This window comes from Actinacidiphila sp. bgisy167 (assembly GCF_965342175.1).
Lineage (GTDB): Bacteria > Actinomycetota > Actinomycetes > Streptomycetales > Streptomycetaceae > Actinacidiphila.
Map to the genome: position 1 here is coordinate 17,022 of NZ_CBDRBL010000047.1, position 20,346 is coordinate 37,367.

A 20,346-nucleotide genomic window follows, 5' to 3' on the forward strand; every position below is an offset into this window, starting at 1 on the left:
CGAACTGAGCCCTCGGCACTCGGAGATCGTCTTCCTGCTGGCCCGGCATCCGCGGGGGCTGGGCGCCGACGCGCTCACCGTGCGGCTGCACGAGCACGAGTCGGCGCGGGTCACCCTGCGGGCCGAGATGTCGCGGCTGCGCCGACTGCTCGGCCCGCAGGTGCTGGGCTCACGCCCGTACCGGCTGCTGCTGCCGGCCACCACGGACGCGGACGAGGTCCGCGCGCTCCTCGCGCGCGGGGCCCACCGCCGGGCCCTGGCCCGCTACCCGGGGGCGCTGCTGCCCGGCTCGGACGCCCCGGCCATCGTCGATGCGCGCGAGGAGCTCCACTGGGCGCTGCGCCGCGCCCTGCGCGACCGCGGCGACGCCAGGCTGCTGCTCGACTGGCTGGACCGGCCCGGCAATCACCACGACGTCGACCTTCTGCAGGCGGCGCTGCGCGCGCTGCCCCCCGAGTCGCCCCGGCGTCCCGTGCTGCGGGCGCTGCTCGACCGGGCCCGGCTGTGATCTGGCGGGGACTGCCGTGACCTGGCGGGAACTGCCGGGCCCTGCCGGGGCACACTGGTGGGGTGGATGATCCGAGCATCGCGCATGTGAGCGCCGCGTCCCGGCTGGCCGACCCGGCCGAGGGCATCGGCATGGACGAACTGGGCCTGGCGGCCCGCAACCACGCGCTGCCCCTGGAGGCCCTGCGCTACGACGTCACACCCCCCGGCCTGCACTACGTGCTGGTCCACTTCGACATCCCGCCCGCCGACGCACAGACGTGGCGGCTCACCATCGGCGGCAAGGTCCGCACCCCGCTGGAACTGTCCGTGGACGACCTGCGCCGGTACCCGGCCGTCACCCATCGGGTCACCATGGAGTGCGCCGGCAACGGACGCGTGGGGCTGACTCCGCGCCCGGTCAGCCAGCCCTGGCTGACCGAGGCGGTGGGCACGGCCGACTGGACGGGCGTGCCGCTGCGCACCCTGCTGCGGGAGGCAGGCGTCGAGCCGGACGCCGTCGAGGCGGTCTTCACCGGCGCCGACCACGGCGTGGAGCGCGGGGTCGAGCAGGACTACCAGCGCTCGCTCACCGTCGCCGCCGCGACCGCCGAGGACCCCGAGGTGCTGGTCGCGTACGCCATGAACGGCGCGCCCCTCCCGCCCCAGCACGGTCACCCCGTCCGCCTGGTGGTTCCCGGCTGGTACGGCATGGCGCACGTGAAGTGGCTGCGCGACATCAGGCTCACCGATACGCCGTTCACCGGTTTCCAGCAGTCCGAGGCGTACCGCCTGCGGCAGGAGCCCGACGAACCCGGCGAGCCGGTGACCCGCATCGCACCGCGCGCGCTCATGGTGCCGCCCGGCTTCCCCGACTTCATGACGCGCACGCGCGTCGTCCGGCCGGGCCCGCAGCTCCTGGAGGGCCGGGCGTGGTCGGGCCGCGCGCCGATCGTCGGCGTCGAGACGAGCGCGGACGGCGGCCGCACCTGGCATGCCGCCGAACTCGGCGACCAGGACCACCGCTGGGCCTGGCGGCGCTGGCACTCCACGTGGGAGGCGACGCCGGGCCGGCACGTGCTCAGCGTCCGCGCCACCGACGCGGAGGGCCACACCCAGCCGCTGGAACAGCTCTGGAACCGCGGCGGCTTCGCCAACAACCTCGTCCAGCGGGTCCCGGTGGTGTGCCTGGCGGCCGGCGCCTGAGGGCCGCTCGGCGCGAGCCGGCCGGGCGGCGGGCCGCGTACCGCCACATGCCCGGGGCGGGCAGGTGCCCGGCCCGTCCCCGCGAGGCTGTTCCCTTGGCCCAGCCGCCGTGGGCCGGCGGCGGGGCAAGACGGTCTTCGGACGCGGCGCTCGTGGGCCGCAGGCGGCCCCGGAGCCGGCCACCACGGGTCGGCGGCTCGGTCGCGGGCACCCTGAGGAGGCCGCCCGGGCGGCCGACGCTTTCTGGGATCGCGCCTGCGGCGCGCGAACCAGCAGGAACAGCGGTCGGCGGCCTGGGGAGAAGCCCATCGACTCGTACAGCCGCAGCGCGTTGGTGTTGCTCGCGGCAGCGTGCAGCATCGGGGTGTCCCCGCGCTCCTGGATACCTGCGGCGACGGCGCTCACCAGGCGGGTCGCCAGGCCCCGGCCGCGATGGCCTGGGTCGGTGCAGACGGCGCTGATCTCCGTCCAGCCGGGCGGCCGCAGGCGCTCCCCGGCCATCGCGATCAGACGCCCGTTCTCCCGGATGCCGAGGTAGGTGCCGAGTTCGAGGGTCCGCGGCAGGAAGGGGCCGGGACGGGTCCGGGCGACCAGGTCCATGACGTCGTCGGCGTCGCCGGGGATGAGCCGCACGGCCTCCTGGGCGTGCTCGGCGCGGAGTGCGGTGCCGACCATCTGCACGCCCTCGCCGCCCTCCACGACCTCCCAGTGATCGGGGACCACTGGTGAGCCGGTGACCAGGGCGGCGCCGCCGGGCCCGAGCAGCCCGGCGAGGTCGTCCCAGGCTGCTGGGTCGGCCGGGTCGCCGAGACCCGCGAAGACGGAGACGTCCGCGCGGTACCGGGCGGCGCGCCCGCGGACCTCGGCGAAGCGGGCGTGCGGACCGGTGAGTGCGGCCCACACGGGGTTGTGCGGGGCGGAGGCGGCGCCGGTCGTGGCGTGCTCGCCCCCGGGCTCGGCGGGGTGGGCGTGGTCGACGGTGGTGGACATAGTGGTGCGGTTCTCCGTCCATCGAGGTTCCGGTCCGTCTGGCTCCGGCGTTCTCGGGTCGGTCAACACCGCCGCGCCCTTGCGCCATCCCCCGCCGTGGCCGCCGGGCGCCCGGCCGGGCGGGGCACCGGCCGGGTTGCGCGGCGCGCGCCGCGTAATAGCGTGGCCGGGAGGTGGGGGCTCGCGCTACGAGGGAGATGGCGCAATGGCCACACTGCTCGCCGTCAGCGTCGGTATGCCGAAGAACGTTCCGTGGCAGGGCCGGACGACGTTCACAGGCGTGTGGAAGGAGCCGGTCTCGGGCCCGCGCATGGTCCGGCGGCTCAACGTCGACGGCGACGGGCAGGGGGACCTCGGCGGGCACGGCGGCGAGCAGCGGGCCGTGCTGGTGTACCAGCTGGACTCGTACCGCCACTGGCAGACGGAGCTCGGCAGGGACGACTTCACCTTCGGCCAGTTCGGCGAGAACTTCACCGTGGACGGGCTACCCGACGACGAGGTGTGCATCGGGGACCGGTACCGCATCGGCGGGGCGGTCTTCGAGGTCACGCAGCCGCGGGTGACCTGCTATCGGGTCGGGATGCGCATGGCGGAGCCCCGGATGGCCGCGCTGCTGGTGGCCCACCGGCGCCCGGGCTTCTACTTCCGGGTGCTGGAGGAGGGCGAGGTCACCGCGGGCGACGAGATCGTCAAGATCGGGACCGGGCCGGAGGCGATGACCGTCGCCGACATCGACGCGCTGCTCTACCTGCCGGGGCATCCCCGGGACCAGGTCGAGCGTGCCCTGCGCATCCCCGCGCTCAGTCCGGGGTGGCAGGCGTCGATGCGGGCGCTGCTCGACACCCCGGCGGAGGACGGCGACGGCGCCGCGGGCAACCCGGGGCTGACGGGGGCGGCGGCCCCTCCCCCGGCTTGGCCGGGCTTCCGCGCGCTGCGGGTGGCCGGGGTCCGGGAGGAAAGCAGCAGCATCTTCTCGCTGACCCTGGCCGCGCAGGACGGCGGCCCCCTGCCGGCCGGGATGCCGGGCCAGTTCCTCACCGTCCGGATGCGGCCGGACCCCGAGGGGCCGCCGCTGATCCGCACCTACTCCCTGTCGGGGCGGCCCGGCGCGGCGGAGTACCGGATCAGCGTCAAGCTGGAGCCGCACGGCGCCGGCAGCGGCTACCTGCGGCGGCACGTGCGGGAGGGCGATCTCCTGGACGTCGCCGCGCCGCGCGGCACCTTCGTCCTCGGGGAGGGCGACACGCCTGTGGTCCTCCTGTCCGCGGGAGTGGGCGCCACGCCGGTGATGGCGATGCTGTACGCGCTGGCCGACGGCTCCGCCCGGCGCGAGGTGTGGTGGCTGCACGTGGCGCGCGACGGCGAGAACCATCCGTTCGCCGCGGAGTCCCGGGCGCTGGTGGGGCGGCTGGCGGGCGCACACGCCTACATCGCGTACAGCAGGCCGCAGGAGGGCGACCGCGTGGGCGCCGACTACACCGGGGCGGGCCGGCTCGACGCGGAGCGGATCGCCGCGCTGGCGCTGCCGCCGGACGCGGACGCCTACGTCTGCGGGCCGCAGGGCTTCATGGACGACATGGTCAAGGCGCTGACCGCGGGAGGCCTGACCGGGGACCACATCCACAGGGAGACCTTCGGCGCGCTGTCCTCGATCAACCCCGGCGTGGTCGGTGCGACGGCACGCGCCCCGCACCCGCCCGCGGCCGCGCCCGGCGAGCCGACCGGGCCGTCGGTGTCCTTCGCCCGCAGCGGCCTCAGCGTGCCGTGGCACCCGGCGTACGGCACGCTGCTCGGACTCGCCGAGGCCTGCGACGTGCCGACCCGCTGGTCGTGCCGCACCGGGGTCTGCCACACCTGCGAGACCCCGGTCCTGGCCGGTGGCGTGGCGTACGCCCCCGAGCCCGTCGACGAACCCGCCGCCGGCAGCGCCCTCGTCTGCTGCTCAAGGCCGCGCGAGGACGTGGTGCTCGACCTGTAGGGGGTGCCGGAGCGGGCGGTCAGCCGTGGGCGGCGGGTTGCGGGAGGTCCTGGGCCTCCAGGGCCATGAGCTCGTCCGCGGTGGGGTCGTCCAGTTCGGCGACGCGCTGTGCCTGCCGTTCCGTCATCTCCTGGAACATCTGGCGGGCGGACCGGCCGTTGCCGAAGCCCTCGCCGCGCGGGAGGAGCTCGAAGAGCCGGGTGAGTTCGGCGCGGGCGGTGGAGGTGAGTTCGTACCGGTGCTCCGCGGCCTGGTACTCGACGATCGAGACCAGTTCGTCCGCCCCGTAGTCCTCGAACAACAGCGTGCGGCCGAAGCGGGAGGACAGGCCCACGTTGGAGCCGACGAAGCGGTCCATGTCGCCGGGGTAGCCGGCGGCGATCACGACGACGTCGTCGCGGTGGTCCTCCATCAGCTTGACCAGGGTTCCGATGGCCTCCGTGCCGAAGTCGTTGCCGGCGCCGACCGGGGCCAGGGTGTAGGCCTCGTCGATGAAGAGCACGCCGCCCAGGGCCCGGTTGAACGCGGCGGTGGTCTTGGGGCCGGTGTGGCCGACGTACTCGCCGACCAGGGCCGTGCGGTCGACCTCCACCAGATGGCCCTTGCGCAGCAGTCCGAGGGCCTTCAGGAGCCTGCCGTAGAGGCGGGCCACGGTGGTCTTGCCGGTGCCGGGGTTCCCCGCGAAGATCAGGTGCCGGCTGAGCGGCGGGGCCGGGAGTCCGGCCTCCTCTCGGCGGCGGACGGTCTGCATCAGTTTCACCAGCGAGCCGACGTCGTGCTTGACCCGGTCGAGGCCGACGAGGGCGTTCAGCTCGCCGAGCAGGTCCTCCAGGCTCTCCTCGGGCTCGTCCTGGTCGTCGTCGGCGGCCGCGGGGCGCGTTCCGTCCGGTGGTGCGGTGGGCCCGCCCGGGGTGGCGGGTGCCGCCGGGGCGGCCGAGGGCCCGCCGAAGGTCAGCGGGGCGCCGTCGGCGGTGCAGTCGTGGAGTTCGGGGGCGGCGCCCTCGTCCGTTCCGAGCGTGTTCGCGCAATCGCGGATCCGGCAGTGCCGGAAGACCGGGTCCGCCCCCGTGCCGACATGGAGCGCGGGGAAGCCGGAGCCGGACACCTCGAGCGAGGTGAAGGTGCCGGCGGCGCCCTCGGCGAGGAAGACGCCGTTCTTGGCGGGCCGGTCGATGCGCAGGTCCACGACGGTGGAGCGGGCCCCGGTCCACACGACGACGCCGGAGCCGGCGCAGTCCTCGACCAAGCCGCCGTTGAGGGTGGCTTCGGCGCCCTTGTCGACGACGATTCCGGCGGCCCCGGCTCCGGTGACCCGCAGACCGGTCAGGACCGCGGTGCCGCCGGTCGCGACCTGCACCCCGGTCTCCTTGGTGGCGGTGACCGTGGTGTGCTCGACCCGGCTCGCGGCGGTGGAGGCGACGTCGATGCCCTTGGCCACCTCGTCGATGCGGCAGCCGGTGACCGTCGCCACGGCCTGCTCGGCCACCGCGACACCGGTCATGGCGACGTTCCTGATCCCGCAGTCCGCGAGTTCCAGGCGGGCCTCGCCCGCCGCGTGGACGCCGTGCTCGGCGCCGTCTCGCACGAGGCAGTCGGTCAGCCGCCCGGTGGCGGTGCCGGACAGGTGGACAGCGCTGAAGGCGCTGCGATCGATGCGGCAGTCCGCGAGCCGCGCCTGAGCGGCACCCGTGACGAGCAGCCCGTTCGCCCCGGCATCGGCGACGGCGCAGCCGCTGGCCTTGAGCACCCCGTTGTCCTGGACCACGACCCCGCTGGCCGACGCCCCGCGGATCCGGCAGTCGGAGAGCTCGGCGCGCGCCGTGCCGGTGACGTGCACACCGGCCGCTCCCGGAGACTCGATCCGCAGCTCGCCGGCCGTGGCCTCGGCGGCCTCCTCCAGCAGCAGGCCGGCCCGGCCGGTGCCGGTCAGCGTGGAGTCGGCGAGCCGCAGGCGGGCGCTGCCGCGCAGCCGTACGCCCGAGCCCGTCGTTCGGTCCAGCCGCAGGCGGGCCGCGTCCAGCCGGGCCGTGCCCGAGAGCACGACCCCCGTGCCGTCCACGCCGGTGACGCTGATGTCCTCGGCCCGGGCGCGCACCGCCCCGGCCAGGTGCAGGCCGGCCAGCCGGGCGCGCTCCAGGCGGCAGCGCCGCAGGATCAGGGCGGTCGTGCCGCTCTCGTCGTCCTCCGGGCCGCGGGCCTGGACGCGCCCGCCCTCGACGGCGCAGTCCTCCATCACCAGTCCGGCGCCGGGCGAGACGGCGATCGCGGCGGCCGCATCGTCGGCGCCCCACACCGTGACGCCGTGCAGGGCGCAGTCCGTGCCGTCGACGGTCAGGGCGGGGAGGTGCCCCGGCGGCGCGGCCAGCACCACACTCCCCCGGCCGTGCTCGGCCGTGAGCACGACGGCGCGGTCCAGCACCACGGCCTCGGTCCAGGTGCCAGGGGCGATCACCACGACATCGCCGGGTGCGGCGGCGCGCACCGCGTCGGCGATCCGGTGGAAGGCCCCCCGGCCGCCTTGTCCTTTCGGGGCCACGGTGTGACGGGTCATGTTCCGGATCCTCTACTGCTGCTGGGTGCCGGCCGGCGGTACCTGGTACCACGACGGGTTCATGCCGGCACGGAAGTTGCTGGTCAGATAAAGCGTCTGGATCGACTTCTCGAAGATCTTGAACGGCAGCTGGACCCAGAAGTCCGCGAAGCCCTGCCGGTGGAAGAGCCGGCTTCCGCCGCCCATGACCACCAGGTTCTTCACCAGCGCCGTGGAGACCGACGTCGTGAGGGCCGCCGTGGCGTTGATGCCGCCGTCCAGGAAGGCGTCCGCGCCGCTGAGCTTGACGGTGTTCCCGTTGGCGTCGCTGACGCCCCACACGGCGGCGTTCATGGCGCCGTTGACCCACCCGGAGAGCACACTGGTGCCCGCGCAGAAGGTGAAGTCGTAGATGCCGCCCCGCCAGCGGGTGGGGGTCTCGTTCCCGCCCCACTCGTTCGACCAGGTCTTCTCGTGGTTGAACGGCCTGCGCTGCGGGTGCTTGCCGCTGTCGACGTTGGCCAGGGTCGTCTTGAGGTTGCCGAGCTCCCGCAACCCGGGCGCCCGGTTCTCGTGCACCGCGATGCCGACACCGGTCTTGACGCCCGAGGACACGGCGGCGTTGGCGAACGCCTTCAGTACGTCGGCCCCGTTGAACTGCTTGTTCTGGGCCGCGTCGACGATGGCGTTCACCGCCAGGTTGGCGGCGAACTCCAGGACGAACTCCTGGCCGAACTCCACCAGCGCCTTGCCCCCCACCACCTGCCAGTACGGCCGGTAGCGGGCCTCGCGGAGCGCTTCGAGGCCGTCGGGGAGCACCGTGCCCGACCACGGCATGCGCTGGGCCTCGCGGACCCGGCGCCCCCAGCCGCGGATCTCGCTCAGCGGCCCGCGGTAGTCGTACTCGTTGCCGACCAGCCTCATCTGACCGAGGGGGTTGCGCTCCCAGACCAGGCCGCTGTCGGTGCGCTGGGCGAGGAGCCTGCCCCTGGCGTCGTAGCGGTTCCACTGACCGCGCCAGGCGTCGGTCTCCAGGTAGGTGACGGTGCCGTCGGCGGCCTTCTCGGCCCTGCGCTCCCGGACCACGGAGCCGTGGTCGAACTCCTTCCAGACCGAGTGCGGGGTCGCGGCCGCGGTGTCGTACTCGCGCACCCGCAGCGGGCCGCCGTGCCCGGCGGGCACCTCGCGGAGCCGGACGGTGGCACCCGTACCCCCGGGCAGCGGCCGCTGTTCGTCACGGAAGCGCTGGGCCCCGTGCGACCACTGATCCTGCCACGCCGTGCCGTTCCACCAGCTGCGGACCTGCGGCTCAGGGTCGACCGGCCCTCCGTCCTTGCCGAACTTCCGCGCCAGCCAGCGGCCGTTGTCGTCGCGCCACGCGTCCACATAGGCGCCGTTGTCGAGCATGCGGCGCTCGCGGACGAGATTGCCCTGCGCGTCGAAGTCCCGGAAGGAGTCGTCCCACGACAGCTTCCAGTCGTTGGAGCCGCGGAAGAACTTCCTGGTGCCGGACGGACCGAGGGCGCTGCCCTTGGCGTCCTGCTCCCGCCACGTCCACTTCGCGGAGCCCGGTTTCCCCGTGCCCTCGATGAAGCTGTCCCCGAGGCCGTTGGGATTGGCCTGACGCAATCCCGTCACGTTGCCGTGCGCGTCACGGGTGACCCAAGCCCCGAGACCGGTCGGCGTTCCCACCAGCGGGGGGTCCCTGTACTCGAGCACCTGCCCACCGGGCAGCCCTTCGCGGGCGACACGAATCTGCCCGTCCGCGCCCCGGAAGACGTCCTGCCAATGCATCCCGTCCCTCGCCGGATCCTTGGGCACCCGGTAGCCGGTCAGCTTTCCCGCCTCCCACGGCTGGTGACCCGCGGCCGCGGGGGCGTACGCGGGACGCTTCGCGTGGTCGCCGACCTTGAGCGTCGTGCCGTCGTGCAGCTTGGTGGTCAGGCGCGCGAAGTCGCCCTTCGCCGTCAGGTCGAGGGTGCCGCCGTCGAAGCCGACGTACCGCACACCCCAGCTCCCCTCACCGGTTCCGATCGACCCCTTCTTCCAGGTGAACAGTTGGTAGGCGTTGTCGCCGAGCACATGGGCGTAGGCGTTGTCCGCGTCCCGTGCACCCGGCAGCCAGGCCTTGCGGACCCAGACCGGCGGGCGCTGCTCACTCCACCGCTCGGTGACCAGGAGTGCGCCGTCCACCCGCTCGGCCTTGCCGACCTTCTTGCCGTGGGGCGACTGGCGCTGCCACGTCCCGTCGGTCTTCCACCCGCCGGGGGTACCGGGGTCCTGAACGAGCGTGTGCTCCTCGTACTGCCCGGCGCGTTCCGGCAGGTGGCCCATGCCCCACTTGCGCTGGGCGACGGTCCGCCCGTCGCCGGCGAGGTAGTCGGTCCAGCCGGAATCGTGCCGGTCCGGGGTCCGCGGTCCCTCGGCGAGCTCCCTGGAGGCGCCGTCGTAGCGGTGCCAGCGCAACTCGCCGTCCGCGTTCGCCAGCGCCAGCGTGTGGCCCGTGCCGTTGCCGTGCTTCTGCAGACCGGCCTGGTACTCGTGGACGACGTTGCCGCGCCCGTCGAGGTCGCGCCAGCCGGTGCCCGCCGTGTCGTACTCGCGGATGCCCGTCCCGGAGAGGACACCGTCCTCGCCCCAGCGCGCCCAGTGGGTACGGGGGTTGGTACGGCCGAAGTCGATGGTGTCGGTACGGCGGAAGGAGTCCAGAAGCCCGCCGCCCGGCAGCGGACGGCGTTCGAAGACCGGCACCGGTGCGCCGGTCGCGCTGAGCAGCACCACCCTGCCGTTCGCAGCGCCCTTCAGATCCGCCGTGCCGTGGTGGAAGACACCCGTTCCGACGCCGTCGCGGCCGGTGCGCTGCCACAGGCCGCTGCTGTGGTCAAGGACGTACTGGTAGGACGTGGAACGGCCCCGGTCCAGGACGTTGAAGCCCTGCTTGACCAGGGAGCCGTCGGCGCCGAGTTCCATGAACTCCCCGTCCCGGGGCCCGCCCGTGCCGACGTACGTCATCCGCAGCCCGTGGTCGGTGGCGGTGACCTCCTGGTCGCCGACGTGGACGATGCGCGTACCGCTCGCGTCCTCCAGCCAGGCGGCGCCCTGCGGCGGGGTGACCAGGTGCAGGCCGTCCGGCACGCCCGGCAACTCCGGGAGCGGCCGGCCGGTGGCAACGAGGTTGCCGTGCTCGTCGTACCGGGTGAAGGTCCCACCGGCCCCGTCGACCTGGCGCAGGCCCGGCTCCGTCACTTCGGAGAAGTACTCGCCGACCGAGTGGAACGTCGCCGCCTCGGAGACCGAATCCGTATCCAGCGCCGAGTGGAACGTCCCCACCTCGGAGACCGCATCCGAGTCCAGCGCCGAGTGGAACGTCCCCGTAGTGGAACCGGCGTCATCCAGCTGCGACACCGGTGGCACGGGCGGCACGTGTGCGGTCAGGACGTCCTCCGCGGCGTTCAGGCGCACCTCGGCCGCCGACGCCTCGCGCAGCCGTATCTCCGCAGCGCGGACCTGCTCGCGGGCCGCGTCCAGCGCGGTCCTGCTCGAGGATCCCGTACCCAGCAGGTCGAGCGCCTCAAGCTCGTGAAGACGCTGGTTCGCCTGCGCCAGGTTCCGTACGGCTTCCTGTACGGCCTCGGCGGCGTCCGTCTCTGTCAGCGCGTCGGCATCGGCCCGCGTCTGGTTCCCGGTCGGCGAGGAGGGTGAGACCGCGTCGTCCGCGGCCGAGGTGACATGGGGCGTGGGCACGTGATCGTGGTTACGGACCTGCGCGTGAATCAATTCCAGATAACGGGACCGCAACCCACCCTGCGACAAACCATCCGGAGCCGCATTGTGGTAATTGCCCATCAGCGAACCGTCGACCTCAGGACGATGCCCCGCCGTCGTGTCGCGGTACTCGTCCCGCAGACCCAACTGATGACCCAACTCGTGCGCCAAATCCTGCTCGGTCGCATCAACCCGCCACTGGTGCTGGTTCATCACGCCATCCGAACCACCCACCCGCACACTCAGATGAGCATCAGAAGCGCCACCACTGACGCGCTCCAACGTCACATGCAGCACACTCCCGTCCGGCAACACCTCACCAGGACGGTTGAAGACCCTCTCCACACCCCCCAGCGCACGCTCCCACAACCCATCCAACTCAGCCGGCGAAAGCCCCCCACCCTCCAAACGCACCCGCACCGTCAGATCAGTGACAGAACGATCACCCACCGAGAATGTACGCACATCAAAACCACTACGCACCTCATACCGCGGCGCATGCGCACCACCACCCCGCGGCATCGACACCGGATCCACCCACGACTGCTGCACCGACCTCGGAACCGCCGCACCACGCGCCGCATCCCACCCCGGAACCAGCCTCAGATCCACCCGCCCCGCACCCGCACCCGCGAGCACGTCATCCAGCACACCACCCACACCATGCACCGGCGGCACCGCCCGCGCCGACACACCACCCCCCTCACCCCGAACCGGGAACGACCTGTCCCCCTCGAAGCGAACCCGCACATCCTCCGCACCCGAACCATGAACCACCGCGCGCTTCACGTCATCCTGGAACCGGTAAACCGTGTCCACCAACTCACCCGGCGGAAAACGCCTCTCCAAAGCCTCGATGAGCTTCTGCTCCGAAACACCCAACTCCCGCGCGAGGTTCCCGAACTGGTCCGGCCTGGTCTTCCAACCCGAATCCGCGTTACTCGGCCCCACATGAATCGAATTGTCCGCGGTCAAACTGGACGGGCCATACCTGTCGATCAAATCCTGAGACGCCTTCGACCGCGCCGTCAGATGGAAATCGCTTCCCTTGATCGTGATCGACGAGTGACCCCCCACACGCGTCTCATGGCTCGAGGTCAGGACCACATTCAGATGGACAGCCACCTTCGCTTCCGTCCCACCATCCTTGACCGTGACCACGATCGGCCGCGAGATGAGGTTGTTACCCCCGTTATTGCGGGGCTTCGCCCCGAACTCGAAACCACCAAGCGTGCGACGCAGATCCCCGGACCTGCCGCCACCCTTCCCGACGATCACGTCAAGAATTCCGTCCCCGGTCAGCTTCGCGACGGGGACCGACGAAACCGACCGCCCCGACGGCGCGGACGGGGAGACGAACGAGGCGTCACCGGACTGTTCGACTCGCGCGGCTGTGCCTCCGAAGAGGTCGTCTCTCGGCACGCCGTGCTCGTCGAGGAGCGAGGCGGTGAAGTGGAGGTCGCCGTAGCTCTCGTGGATCCCGTCGACCACGGCGCCGGACGTGCCGCCGGCCGCCGGCGGTGCGTCGGGGCCGCCGCCCGGGTGGCCGCTGCTCGGGACGGGCCCGCGTCCGGACGAGGGCGCGATGTCACCCGCACCGCCCGAGTGGGCGCCGCCTGATCCGCCGGCGGAGGGGGGCGCCGGGTGCACGCCGGGGGCAGGAGCCACGCCCAGTCGCGCGTCGTGCACCTCGACCGTGAAGGACAGCCCCCTGGCCTGGGCGAACTGCTCCAGCTGCAGCTTCTGCGCCTGTAGCGCCGCCGGGTTGAAGCCGTCGTTCACGAGGACGACGCGGTCGAGGTCGTCCCACTTCACACCGCCGTGGATCTGGGCCTCGAAGTACCTGGCGAGCCTGCGCTCCAGCGTCCCGGCGTCCCGGAAACCACGGAACGCGCTGTCGTACTGGAAATCGGTCGCCTCGGCGAAGGCCAACCGCACCAGCGGCTCATGGCCGTGGTTGAGCAGCGGCAGCATGTTGCCACTGCCGGTGACGCTCCGGGCGCCCTGAAGGCCGTCGCTGAAGCTATCCGCCGGCGTGAACGTGGCGCGCTGCATCACGTCGCTCTTCAGGTGGAAGACCGCCTGCCCGTACATCTTCACACCGCTCGGGCGGTACTTCGATGTGAGGGCCGCATAGTTCGGCAGGTCCACGAGGTCGCCGGCGGTCGGCGCGAAGCGCGCCCCAGCCGGGCCCGGGTAGATCCCGGACGCCTCCGTCGTGCGCTTGACGGACGCCGGCAGACCGAGTGTCTCCTCCACGTTGCCGCGCGTGACGAAGTAGCCCGCGCCGGCCGTATTGGTCTCCCAGGCGTTGCGGAGCAACTGCTGGTTCCCGGTCATCGCGTCCAGCAGCGTCCCCCCACCCGGCAGCGTGTCGCCGATCTTGAGGTTCACCGTGAGGGAGAGGTCTTCCTGCAGGTGCTTGTGGACCTTCGCGATCAGCTCGTGGGCCTGTGCGCCCTCGATCGGGTAGGCCTCCGCCCACTTCCAGTCGCCGCTGCGCAGCTTGCCGGCCAGAAGGTCCGTGTCCGCGGAGAGCGTGCGCAGTGCCCGCCGCTCGGCCATCACGATCGCAGCGAGTTGGGGCATGCGCAGGTTCCGCAGTTCCGTGCGTCCCTCGAGAGCACGGAACAGGTCCACGTTCTCCTGGAACGACTTCTGCTGCTGCACCAGCACCGTCTTCAGCGCGTCGTCGTCCCCGGCGCCGGCCAGTCCCTTGGACAGCACGTCCTGGTAGGCCTTGAGGTCGCCCTCGTAAGCCTCCTTGCCGTTGCCCTTGGGCCATCCGTGGGCCGACTGCGGCTCGCTCAGCCAGTGGGCCACTGTCAGGTCCTGCCCGCTGGGCACCAGGGCGTGGCTGAGGCCCCCGCCCTCGAGCGGGGTGACGACGTGGGTCGCCGACGGGACGTGGTCCACACTCTGCACGATCCCCTGGGGAGCCGGCGGAAGATCGTCGGCGCGGCCACCGAGGTGGAGCAGCGAACGCAGCCCCTGGGGCAGCCGCGGCGCACCGCCGCCGAGACCGTGGCCGTCGAAGGCCTGCACCTCGGGGAGCGGCGCACCGCCGGTCAACTCCGTCCAGTGGGCCTCCGCCCGTGCCAGCGCGGCGTCGGCCTGCCTGACCTGCTCCCACGACTCGAGGTATCGGACGCCGTCCACCTCGGCCGAGGTGCCGACGCCGTTCGCGTAGCGCGTCTGCAGGTCGTCGCGGAGTCTCCGGGCTTCGAGCACTTCCCGGCGGGCGTCGCTGATGGCCGCCGCAGCGTCGATCTCCGCCAGGTCGTCTCCGAAGCCGCCCCGCACACCATCGAGGTCCCGCCCGGCCCCGGTGGAGACCGAGGTGTCGACCGGCGCCTTGCCCTTGCCCTTGTCCACCTTCGGAACAGGGGACTCCTCAGCGGTCCCCGAGACATGGACATCGGACCCGTCGGCCCCTGTCACGCGGACCTCCGGCCCACCGGTGCCCGTAACGTGCACATCGGCCTTGTCGGCCCTCGCCACGTGGACCTCCGGCCCACCGGCACCCGCCATGTGGACATCGGCCCCGCCGACCCCGGGATGCGCGGGCGTCGGGGGGAAGGACGGCACATCGTCCAGCGCCCGGAACACACCCATCTCGAAGAGCATGTCGTCGATGCTGTTGAGCAACTGCTCCATCTCCAGACGCGCCGGCGACAGCGGCACGTCCGGGAACGAGTGCCCCACGGCCGACCAACCGGGAGTGCGCCCTGCCGACCAACCGGGAGTACGCCCCTGATGCGGCACGCCGCCCAGCGGGCTCCTGCCGAACACCGAGGACCCCGGCACGTCCGTGAACGAATCCCCGACCGCCGACCAGTGAAGCTGCAACGGCTCCGGGACCCTGCCCAGCCGCCCCTTGCCTGACAGCGGGGACTCGGGCACATCCGTGAACGAGTGCCCCACCGCCGACTCTCCGGGACGGTGCACCGGGTCCGGCACGCCGCCCAGCGGACCCTTGCCCGTCCCCAGGAGGGTGTCGTCGACGACCGACGCGGGCACCGAGGGCGCCGGCAGGTCGGTCAGCCCAGGGCGGAGCGTGCCGTAGGCCTCGCCGAGTTGACGCGACAGCAGGCGTCCCGCGTCCTCACCCGAGGTGAGGATGGTGTGGGTGACCATCGTCTCGAACTGACCCAGCAGCCCGAGACGTTCCTTTTGCGGGACCGTCGGGAGAACACCGTCGATCAGCGGACGCTGATGGTCGAAGTACACGAAGTGCCGCGCCTGGTCGGTGGCGTCCGCGGCCTCGCCGGGTGCTACCCGCCTCCAGTCGCTCAGCTCGGAGAAGGCGTCCTCGTACCGGATCGTGTCGTCCGCGGTCAGCTTGGCCACCGGTCCCGTGCCGTCCGCCCAGTGCCAGGCGCCGTGGGGGCTCAGCATCGCGTCGGCGAGACGGTAAGGGGCCGCCACCCACAGGTCCGCCACCGACTTGCCGAGCGCGGCGGAGACGAAGCCCTCGGCGAAACGCACGCAGTTGTAGCGGAACAAGTCGTAGACGGCACCGGAGTTCGCCATGGCGTACCGGTAGCCATCGAACAGCTGCTCCGCGGTGATCCGGTAGGTGGACAGCACGCGGACGTGCCCGGAGAGGAGGTAGTCGGAGTCGTTGACGAGGGCACCGGGCCGGCCGAAGAGCTTCCCCTCGTCCCCGGGATAGAAGCCGATCGTGAGCGCCTTCCGCTCACCCGGCAGCATCACGGACACCATGGCGTGGCCCACTTCCCCGTCGGCGAACTCGCGCCACGTGCGGCCGCCGGGGTTCGCCACGAGGGCCACCTCGATGTCCGCCACGGGGTTGTCGATGGCCTGCTCCACATGCCGCCGCAGCGGACGGAACAGGTCGACGAACTGAGCGAAGCCGTCCAGGTCCTCGGTTCCGTGCGCGCCGACGGGGGACCCCGGTATGGAGTCGTCGTCCATGTCAAAACGTGAGGGCAGGGGCGCGTCGAGGGCGTCCGCGCCGACATGCGACGGCACAGGCACATCCAGATCGTCCGCGCCGAGGTGCGCACGCGCCGGTAGGCCGGCGTCGTCCAGGACCAGGTCGTCGAGCCCGTCGAGCAGGCCGCTCTCCGGCCTCGGCGGGACCGGCGGTGCATGGTGCCCGCCCGGTCCTGCCGTGAGCGGCGCGTCGTCGGCGATGTGCGTGTCCCGGACGCCGCCAGGGAGCTTCACGCGCCCCTCACCGGCGAGGTGCACGGCCAACTGGTCGGCCTGCGCGCGAACATCGACCTTGGTGAAGGCGGCGCCGCGGAGGTCCTCCAGCGCCTGTCGGGCGGCGGTGACGGTCTCCACCGTCACGGCGCCGGCCCCCATCTTGCCCAGTTTCAGGTTGACCTCGTGGAGCAGGTCCGCCTCACGCGACAGCACGTGGCCGCCGCCCGACGCCGCGGTCGGGGTGGGTACGGGCTCCTGACGCAGGGGCACCGCGACGTTTCCTTCACCCGTGACGGCCACCTTGTCGTGCGTACCCGGGGTGACGACCAGGTCGTCGGTGCTCTTGGCGGGCGCGCCGGCGAACGCGTGGCCCGCGTCGGCATCCACCGCCTTCCCGCTTCCGGGCGCGCCGGCGAAGGCGGGCTGGTCGACGGGACGGGCGCCGCGGCCGTCGTCGAGGAGGTCGAGCGCGGAACGGGCCGGGTTCCGGGGAGGCGTCCCGTGCACCCCGCCCTTCGGCAGGCCGGTGCCGGGAGCGCCGGGATTGGGGGAACCGTGCACGGCGTCGGTGACCACGGAGCCGGGGCGGCCGCTGCCGGCGGGGCCCACGATGTCGTCGAGGGCCAGGTGGGCCTGGTTGGCGCGGGCCGCGCCGGCGGTGTTGTCGCTGAGGGATGACCCGATGTGCGTGGGCACCGGGTTGTTCGGCGCCACCTTGGAGCCGCCGGTCAGCAGGTCGAACGCCGATCCGCCGGCTCCGGCGCCGCTCTGGTGCCCGGGGACGCCGCTCAGCGGTCCATGGGTGCCGGCCGTTCCGCCCGGGGACGCCAGCAGGTCGTGGACCGCCGCACCGTTCGGCGGGGCCTGGACGCCGGTCAGGGTGGTGTGCGCGGCACCCGCGCCAGGGGTGCCGGGAGCGGTCAGCACGTCATGGATCGCCGTGCTGCCGGGCGTCGGCGCGGGCACCCCGGTCAGAGCGGTGTGCAGCGCCCCGGTTCCGCCGGGCGGTGCTGTCAGCAGGCCGGCCGGGCCCTGGGCCAGCAGGTTGCCCCCGTAGCCCTTGGCGACGAGCGCGGAGACGTCCACGCCCTCGTGTACCGCCGGGGCGCTGGCGGAGCCGGGCACATACAGGCCGGAGGAGTGCGTCGCGAGGCCGTCCGGGGCCGCCGCGCTCACCCCGAGTCCTCCACCCATCTGGCCGGGCGCCGCGTCGAAGGCGTCGATCTTCATCCGGTTCATCTGGGTGCCGGCGATGTCGACCACGTCGTCCATGTGCCGCACCGCGCGGAAACCGGCCATCGAGTTGTCCATCACGGAGCTCGCCCCGTGCACCGCGACCGGGTTGACCGTGCCGACGCGCAGCCCCGCCAGGTCGACGGTGCTGACCGGCTCCACGGAGAAGGAGGACGGGCGGATGGAGGTGCGGGTGTCGGAGAAGTTGCCGAAGCGCACGTTCTCCAGGTCCATCCGCGCCATGTTGATGTTGGCGTGCCCGAGGTCGAGGTGCGAGGTCGCCCCGTGCGGGCCCATCGGCACGGCACTCACGGTGTGCGCGACCGTGCCGCCCACCGGTATGTCCCAGACACCGCGGCCCAAGACGCCGCGGTCCCAGAAGCCCATGCGCAGGGCGCCCTTCAGCCCGAACTCCGCGATGTCGGTGTGCGTCACGGGGAGGAGCAGGCGCGTCCACTTGGCGCCGCCCATCTGGCTGCTCCAGGTCTCCCGGGTGAAGACCTGGAAGTTCCTCCACGCCACGGGGGTCCCGGCCCGTATGGCCGATCCCCAGCCGCGCACCACCACGGGGATGGAGCGGATGCCCTGCACGACGACGAGCCCGCCCTTGACGAACACCGTGCCGCCGAGCGCGGGCACGGTGTGGAAGTTCTGCATGACCCACAGTCCGCCCTGGCGCACCCAGGTCATGCTCATCCGCGCGACGTCCCGCAGGCCGGTCAGGACGGTGGCGAACCGGAACCCGCTGGCGATGTCCTTCAAGGAGATCAGGCTGTTGCGCCCGAACTGGAGGACGGCCTTGAAGCCGTTCTTGAGGAGGCCGCCGATGGCGAAGATCGGCAGCGCCTTGGTGGTGGGGGCGATGATGCCGAGCCCGGCGAGGAACAGGTCGAGGAAGCCGATGTCGCCGTGGGCGAAGTCGATGGCCGCCTTGATGAACAACGTCATGTTGACGCCGAGGGCGAGCAGGGCCACCGGACCGCCGAAGATCAGCGCCGGGACGATGAGGATGATCGCCAGGATCTGGAACATCTCCCAGAAGACCTGGCAGTCCGAGATCGGCAGCCGGATGTCCGAGGCGCTGTGGATCGCGTTCGCGATGGTGCTGCCCACCGCGTCGAGTTCCGCCCCCGCGCTCTCGGCTGTCTGCCGGAGGGCCTCCAGCTGCGGGTCGTCCTTGGCCAGGCCGCGTCCGGCCGACAGAGCGCCGTCCGCCTTCCGCTGGGCCTCCTCGATGTGGTTCGCCCAGCCGCCGAGGTTCTGGGACACCTCCCAGAAGGAGTTCGCCACGTCGTTGATGTGGTTGCGCAGCCGGTCGTCGACCTTGCCCCGGAGCGCGTCCGCGGTCTTTCCGGCGAAGACGCTGCTGTCCGCCGTGTCCATCACCTTGTCGATGGCCTGCGCGATCGCCTTCGCCTGCGAACCGATCTTGACCAGGTCGTCGACCAGCTGACGGATCTGGACCGGGTCTCCGGGGGTCGGGTCCCCGTGGAGACCGAGAACGTTCCAGTCACTCGGGCGAGGCATGTCAGGGATCCCTCCCAGCTCGGAGCGGAGGAGCACGGCGGAGCTCTCCGCGTGGACCACGCGCGGGGGGCGCGCGCGGTTCATGTGACGTGGGTCAAACTCGCGCGCGGCGGTGAACCACCGGGGGGCGTGGTGCGTGGTCGTGCTGACCGGATTCTCCACGGGCCGTACGGAGGTCCCCTGTGCCCGAGATCAAAATCGACTACGACGTCCTCAACGCCGCCAAACGCGACCTGGAGGCTCTGGCGGGCGAGATCGACCCGCTCGTCAGCAAGGGCGTCTTCGGCCGCCTCGGCTCGGGCAGCGGTGAGGCGGAGGCGATCCTCGGCCACGAGGGCATCGCCGGCGCGATGTCGCGCTTCCACTCCAACGCCAGCGGCACCATGAAACGCGCGGACAAGGGCCTCAAGGAGCTGGCCGCCGCCTTCGGCGGGGTGGGCGAGGCCTTCCGCGAGTTCGACTCCGAGCTGGGCGCCGAGATCGGTGTGATGAGCGCCAATCTGCACGTGCAGAACTGGCGGCAGCAGAAGGACCTGTGGGACTACAAGCAGAGTCACCTGAAGGACTGCGAGGGGCCGGGCGAGCTGCCGGACTTCTGCAAGGCCACCAACCCCGGTGACACGCCGCCCGACTTCCACGTCGACACGCCCAACGGCGGTTCGATCGACTCGCACGTGGAGGTCGACAAGGACGGCAACGTCACCAAGGAGGTGACCACCGTCAAGTACGACGGCAACACCTACACCTCCACCACCACGTACAACGGCCCGAGCTACACGACGGACACCACGTATCCCGACGGCAGCACGGCGCACACCGTGGCGAACATCAACAGCGACGGCAGCGGCACCATGACCGTCACCGGCAGCGACGGCAGCCACACCGAGTACACCCGTGGGCCCAAGGGCGCCGACGGCAAGGCGCCGGATTGGCAGTACTCCGACGGCGACAAGCCGGGCGACGGCCCCAAGAACCCGAACCACACCCCGTACGACCCGGACACCCATCCGCAGAACCCGGGTACCCACGGCGGCACCAACCCGAAGATCGCCTGATCGGGGACACCACCCCCAGGCCAGTCAGCAGAACAGAAAGGCGACGCAATGCCTGCGATCCACATCGTTCCCGAAGAGGTCCGGCAGCGGGCCCAGTCTCACGCCAACACCTGCTCCGAGTGGATGACCCGGCTCACGGGCCTGAAGAACGAGGTCGAGAACATGCTCAACGACGAGCTGGTGCTGCCTCAGGCCAGCCCCGCCATCCGCGACGCCTACCAGCAGTTCACCACCAGCCTCACCCAGGCCATCCACGGCCTGGAGAACTTCGGTGAGGCGTTCACCTCGATCGCCAAGGGCGCCGAGGACTTCGACTCCCAGATCGCGGCCAACTTCAACAAGAAGTAGTCCGCAGCGGACGAAGGGGCCGGGCGGGAGTCCTCTCCCGCCCGGCCCCTTCG

7 protein-coding genes and 1 pseudogene are annotated in these 20,346 nt (G+C 72.1%); 5 read left to right on the forward strand and 3 right to left on the reverse strand.

The window, feature by feature from the left end:
• The first annotated feature begins 79 nt into the window (after positions 1–79).
• Positions 80–508 (forward strand): hypothetical protein, encoded by a 429-nt coding sequence (locus ACRWND_RS18735; protein ID WP_431950769.1) that lies wholly within the window; start codon positions 80–82, stop codon positions 506–508.
• A gap of 131 nt (positions 509–639) precedes the next feature.
• Positions 640–1,692: a sulfite oxidase gene (locus tag ACRWND_RS18740; protein ID WP_431950801.1), complete on the forward strand. Its 1,053-nt coding sequence runs from the start codon at positions 640–642 to the stop codon at positions 1,690–1,692.
• A gap of 249 nt (positions 1,693–1,941) precedes the next feature.
• Here the strand turns inward: ACRWND_RS18740 and ACRWND_RS18745 are convergent.
• Positions 1,942–2,682, reverse strand: a pseudogene (locus ACRWND_RS18745) (GNAT family N-acetyltransferase); the annotation flags it as partial.
• A gap of 205 nt (positions 2,683–2,887) precedes the next feature.
• Between ACRWND_RS18745 and ACRWND_RS18750 the strand changes: the two are divergent.
• On the forward strand, positions 2,888–4,660 hold the full coding sequence (locus ACRWND_RS18750) for an MOSC domain-containing protein (protein ID WP_431950771.1): 1,773 nt from the start codon (positions 2,888–2,890) through the stop codon (positions 4,658–4,660).
• Between the two features lie 19 nt (positions 4,661–4,679).
• Here ACRWND_RS18750 and ACRWND_RS18755 read toward each other — a convergent pair whose 3' ends face one another.
• Positions 4,680–7,211: a right-handed parallel beta-helix repeat-containing protein gene (locus ACRWND_RS18755; RefSeq protein WP_431950773.1), complete on the reverse strand. Its 2,532-nt coding sequence runs from the start codon at positions 7,209–7,211 to the stop codon at positions 4,680–4,682.
• Between the two features lie 12 nt (positions 7,212–7,223).
• Positions 7,224–18,890, reverse strand: a complete 11,667-nt coding sequence (locus ACRWND_RS18760) for a hypothetical protein (protein ID WP_431950775.1) — start codon at positions 18,888–18,890, stop codon at positions 7,224–7,226.
• 182 nt (positions 18,891–19,072) lie between these two features.
• On the opposite strand from ACRWND_RS18760, the gene ACRWND_RS18765 reads away from it, so the two are divergent.
• Together ACRWND_RS18765 and ACRWND_RS18770 are read left to right on the forward strand one after the other, a co-directional pair.
• Positions 19,073–19,945, forward strand: coding sequence for a hypothetical protein (locus ACRWND_RS18765; protein ID WP_431950777.1), 873 nt, complete (start codon positions 19,073–19,075; stop codon positions 19,943–19,945).
• Between the two features lie 48 nt (positions 19,946–19,993).
• A complete protein-coding gene (locus ACRWND_RS18770; RefSeq protein ID WP_431950779.1) occupies positions 19,994–20,293 on the forward strand; it encodes a WXG100 family type VII secretion target in 300 nt (99 codons plus the stop codon).
• Positions 20,294–20,346 lie beyond the last annotated feature (53 nt).

What these genes read in the sequence shown, in the direction of transcription:
- ACRWND_RS18740 (WP_431950801.1), top strand. Translation starts at nt 640, where the DNA reads ATGGACGAACTGGGCCTGGCGGCCCGCAACCACGCGCTGCCCCTGGAG.
- ACRWND_RS18750 (WP_431950771.1), top strand. Translation starts at nt 2,888, where the DNA reads ATGGCCACACTGCTCGCCGTCAGCGTCGGTATGCCGAAGAACGTTCCG.
- ACRWND_RS18755 (WP_431950773.1), bottom strand. Translation starts at nt 7,211, where the DNA reads ATGACCCGTCACACCGTGGCCCCGAAAGGACAAGGCGGCCGGGGGGCC.
- ACRWND_RS18760 (WP_431950775.1), bottom strand. Translation starts at nt 18,890, where the DNA reads ATGCCTCGCCCGAGTGACTGGAACGTTCTCGGTCTCCACGGGGACCCG.
- ACRWND_RS18770 (WP_431950779.1), top strand. Translation starts at nt 19,994, where the DNA reads ATGCCTGCGATCCACATCGTTCCCGAAGAGGTCCGGCAGCGGGCCCAG.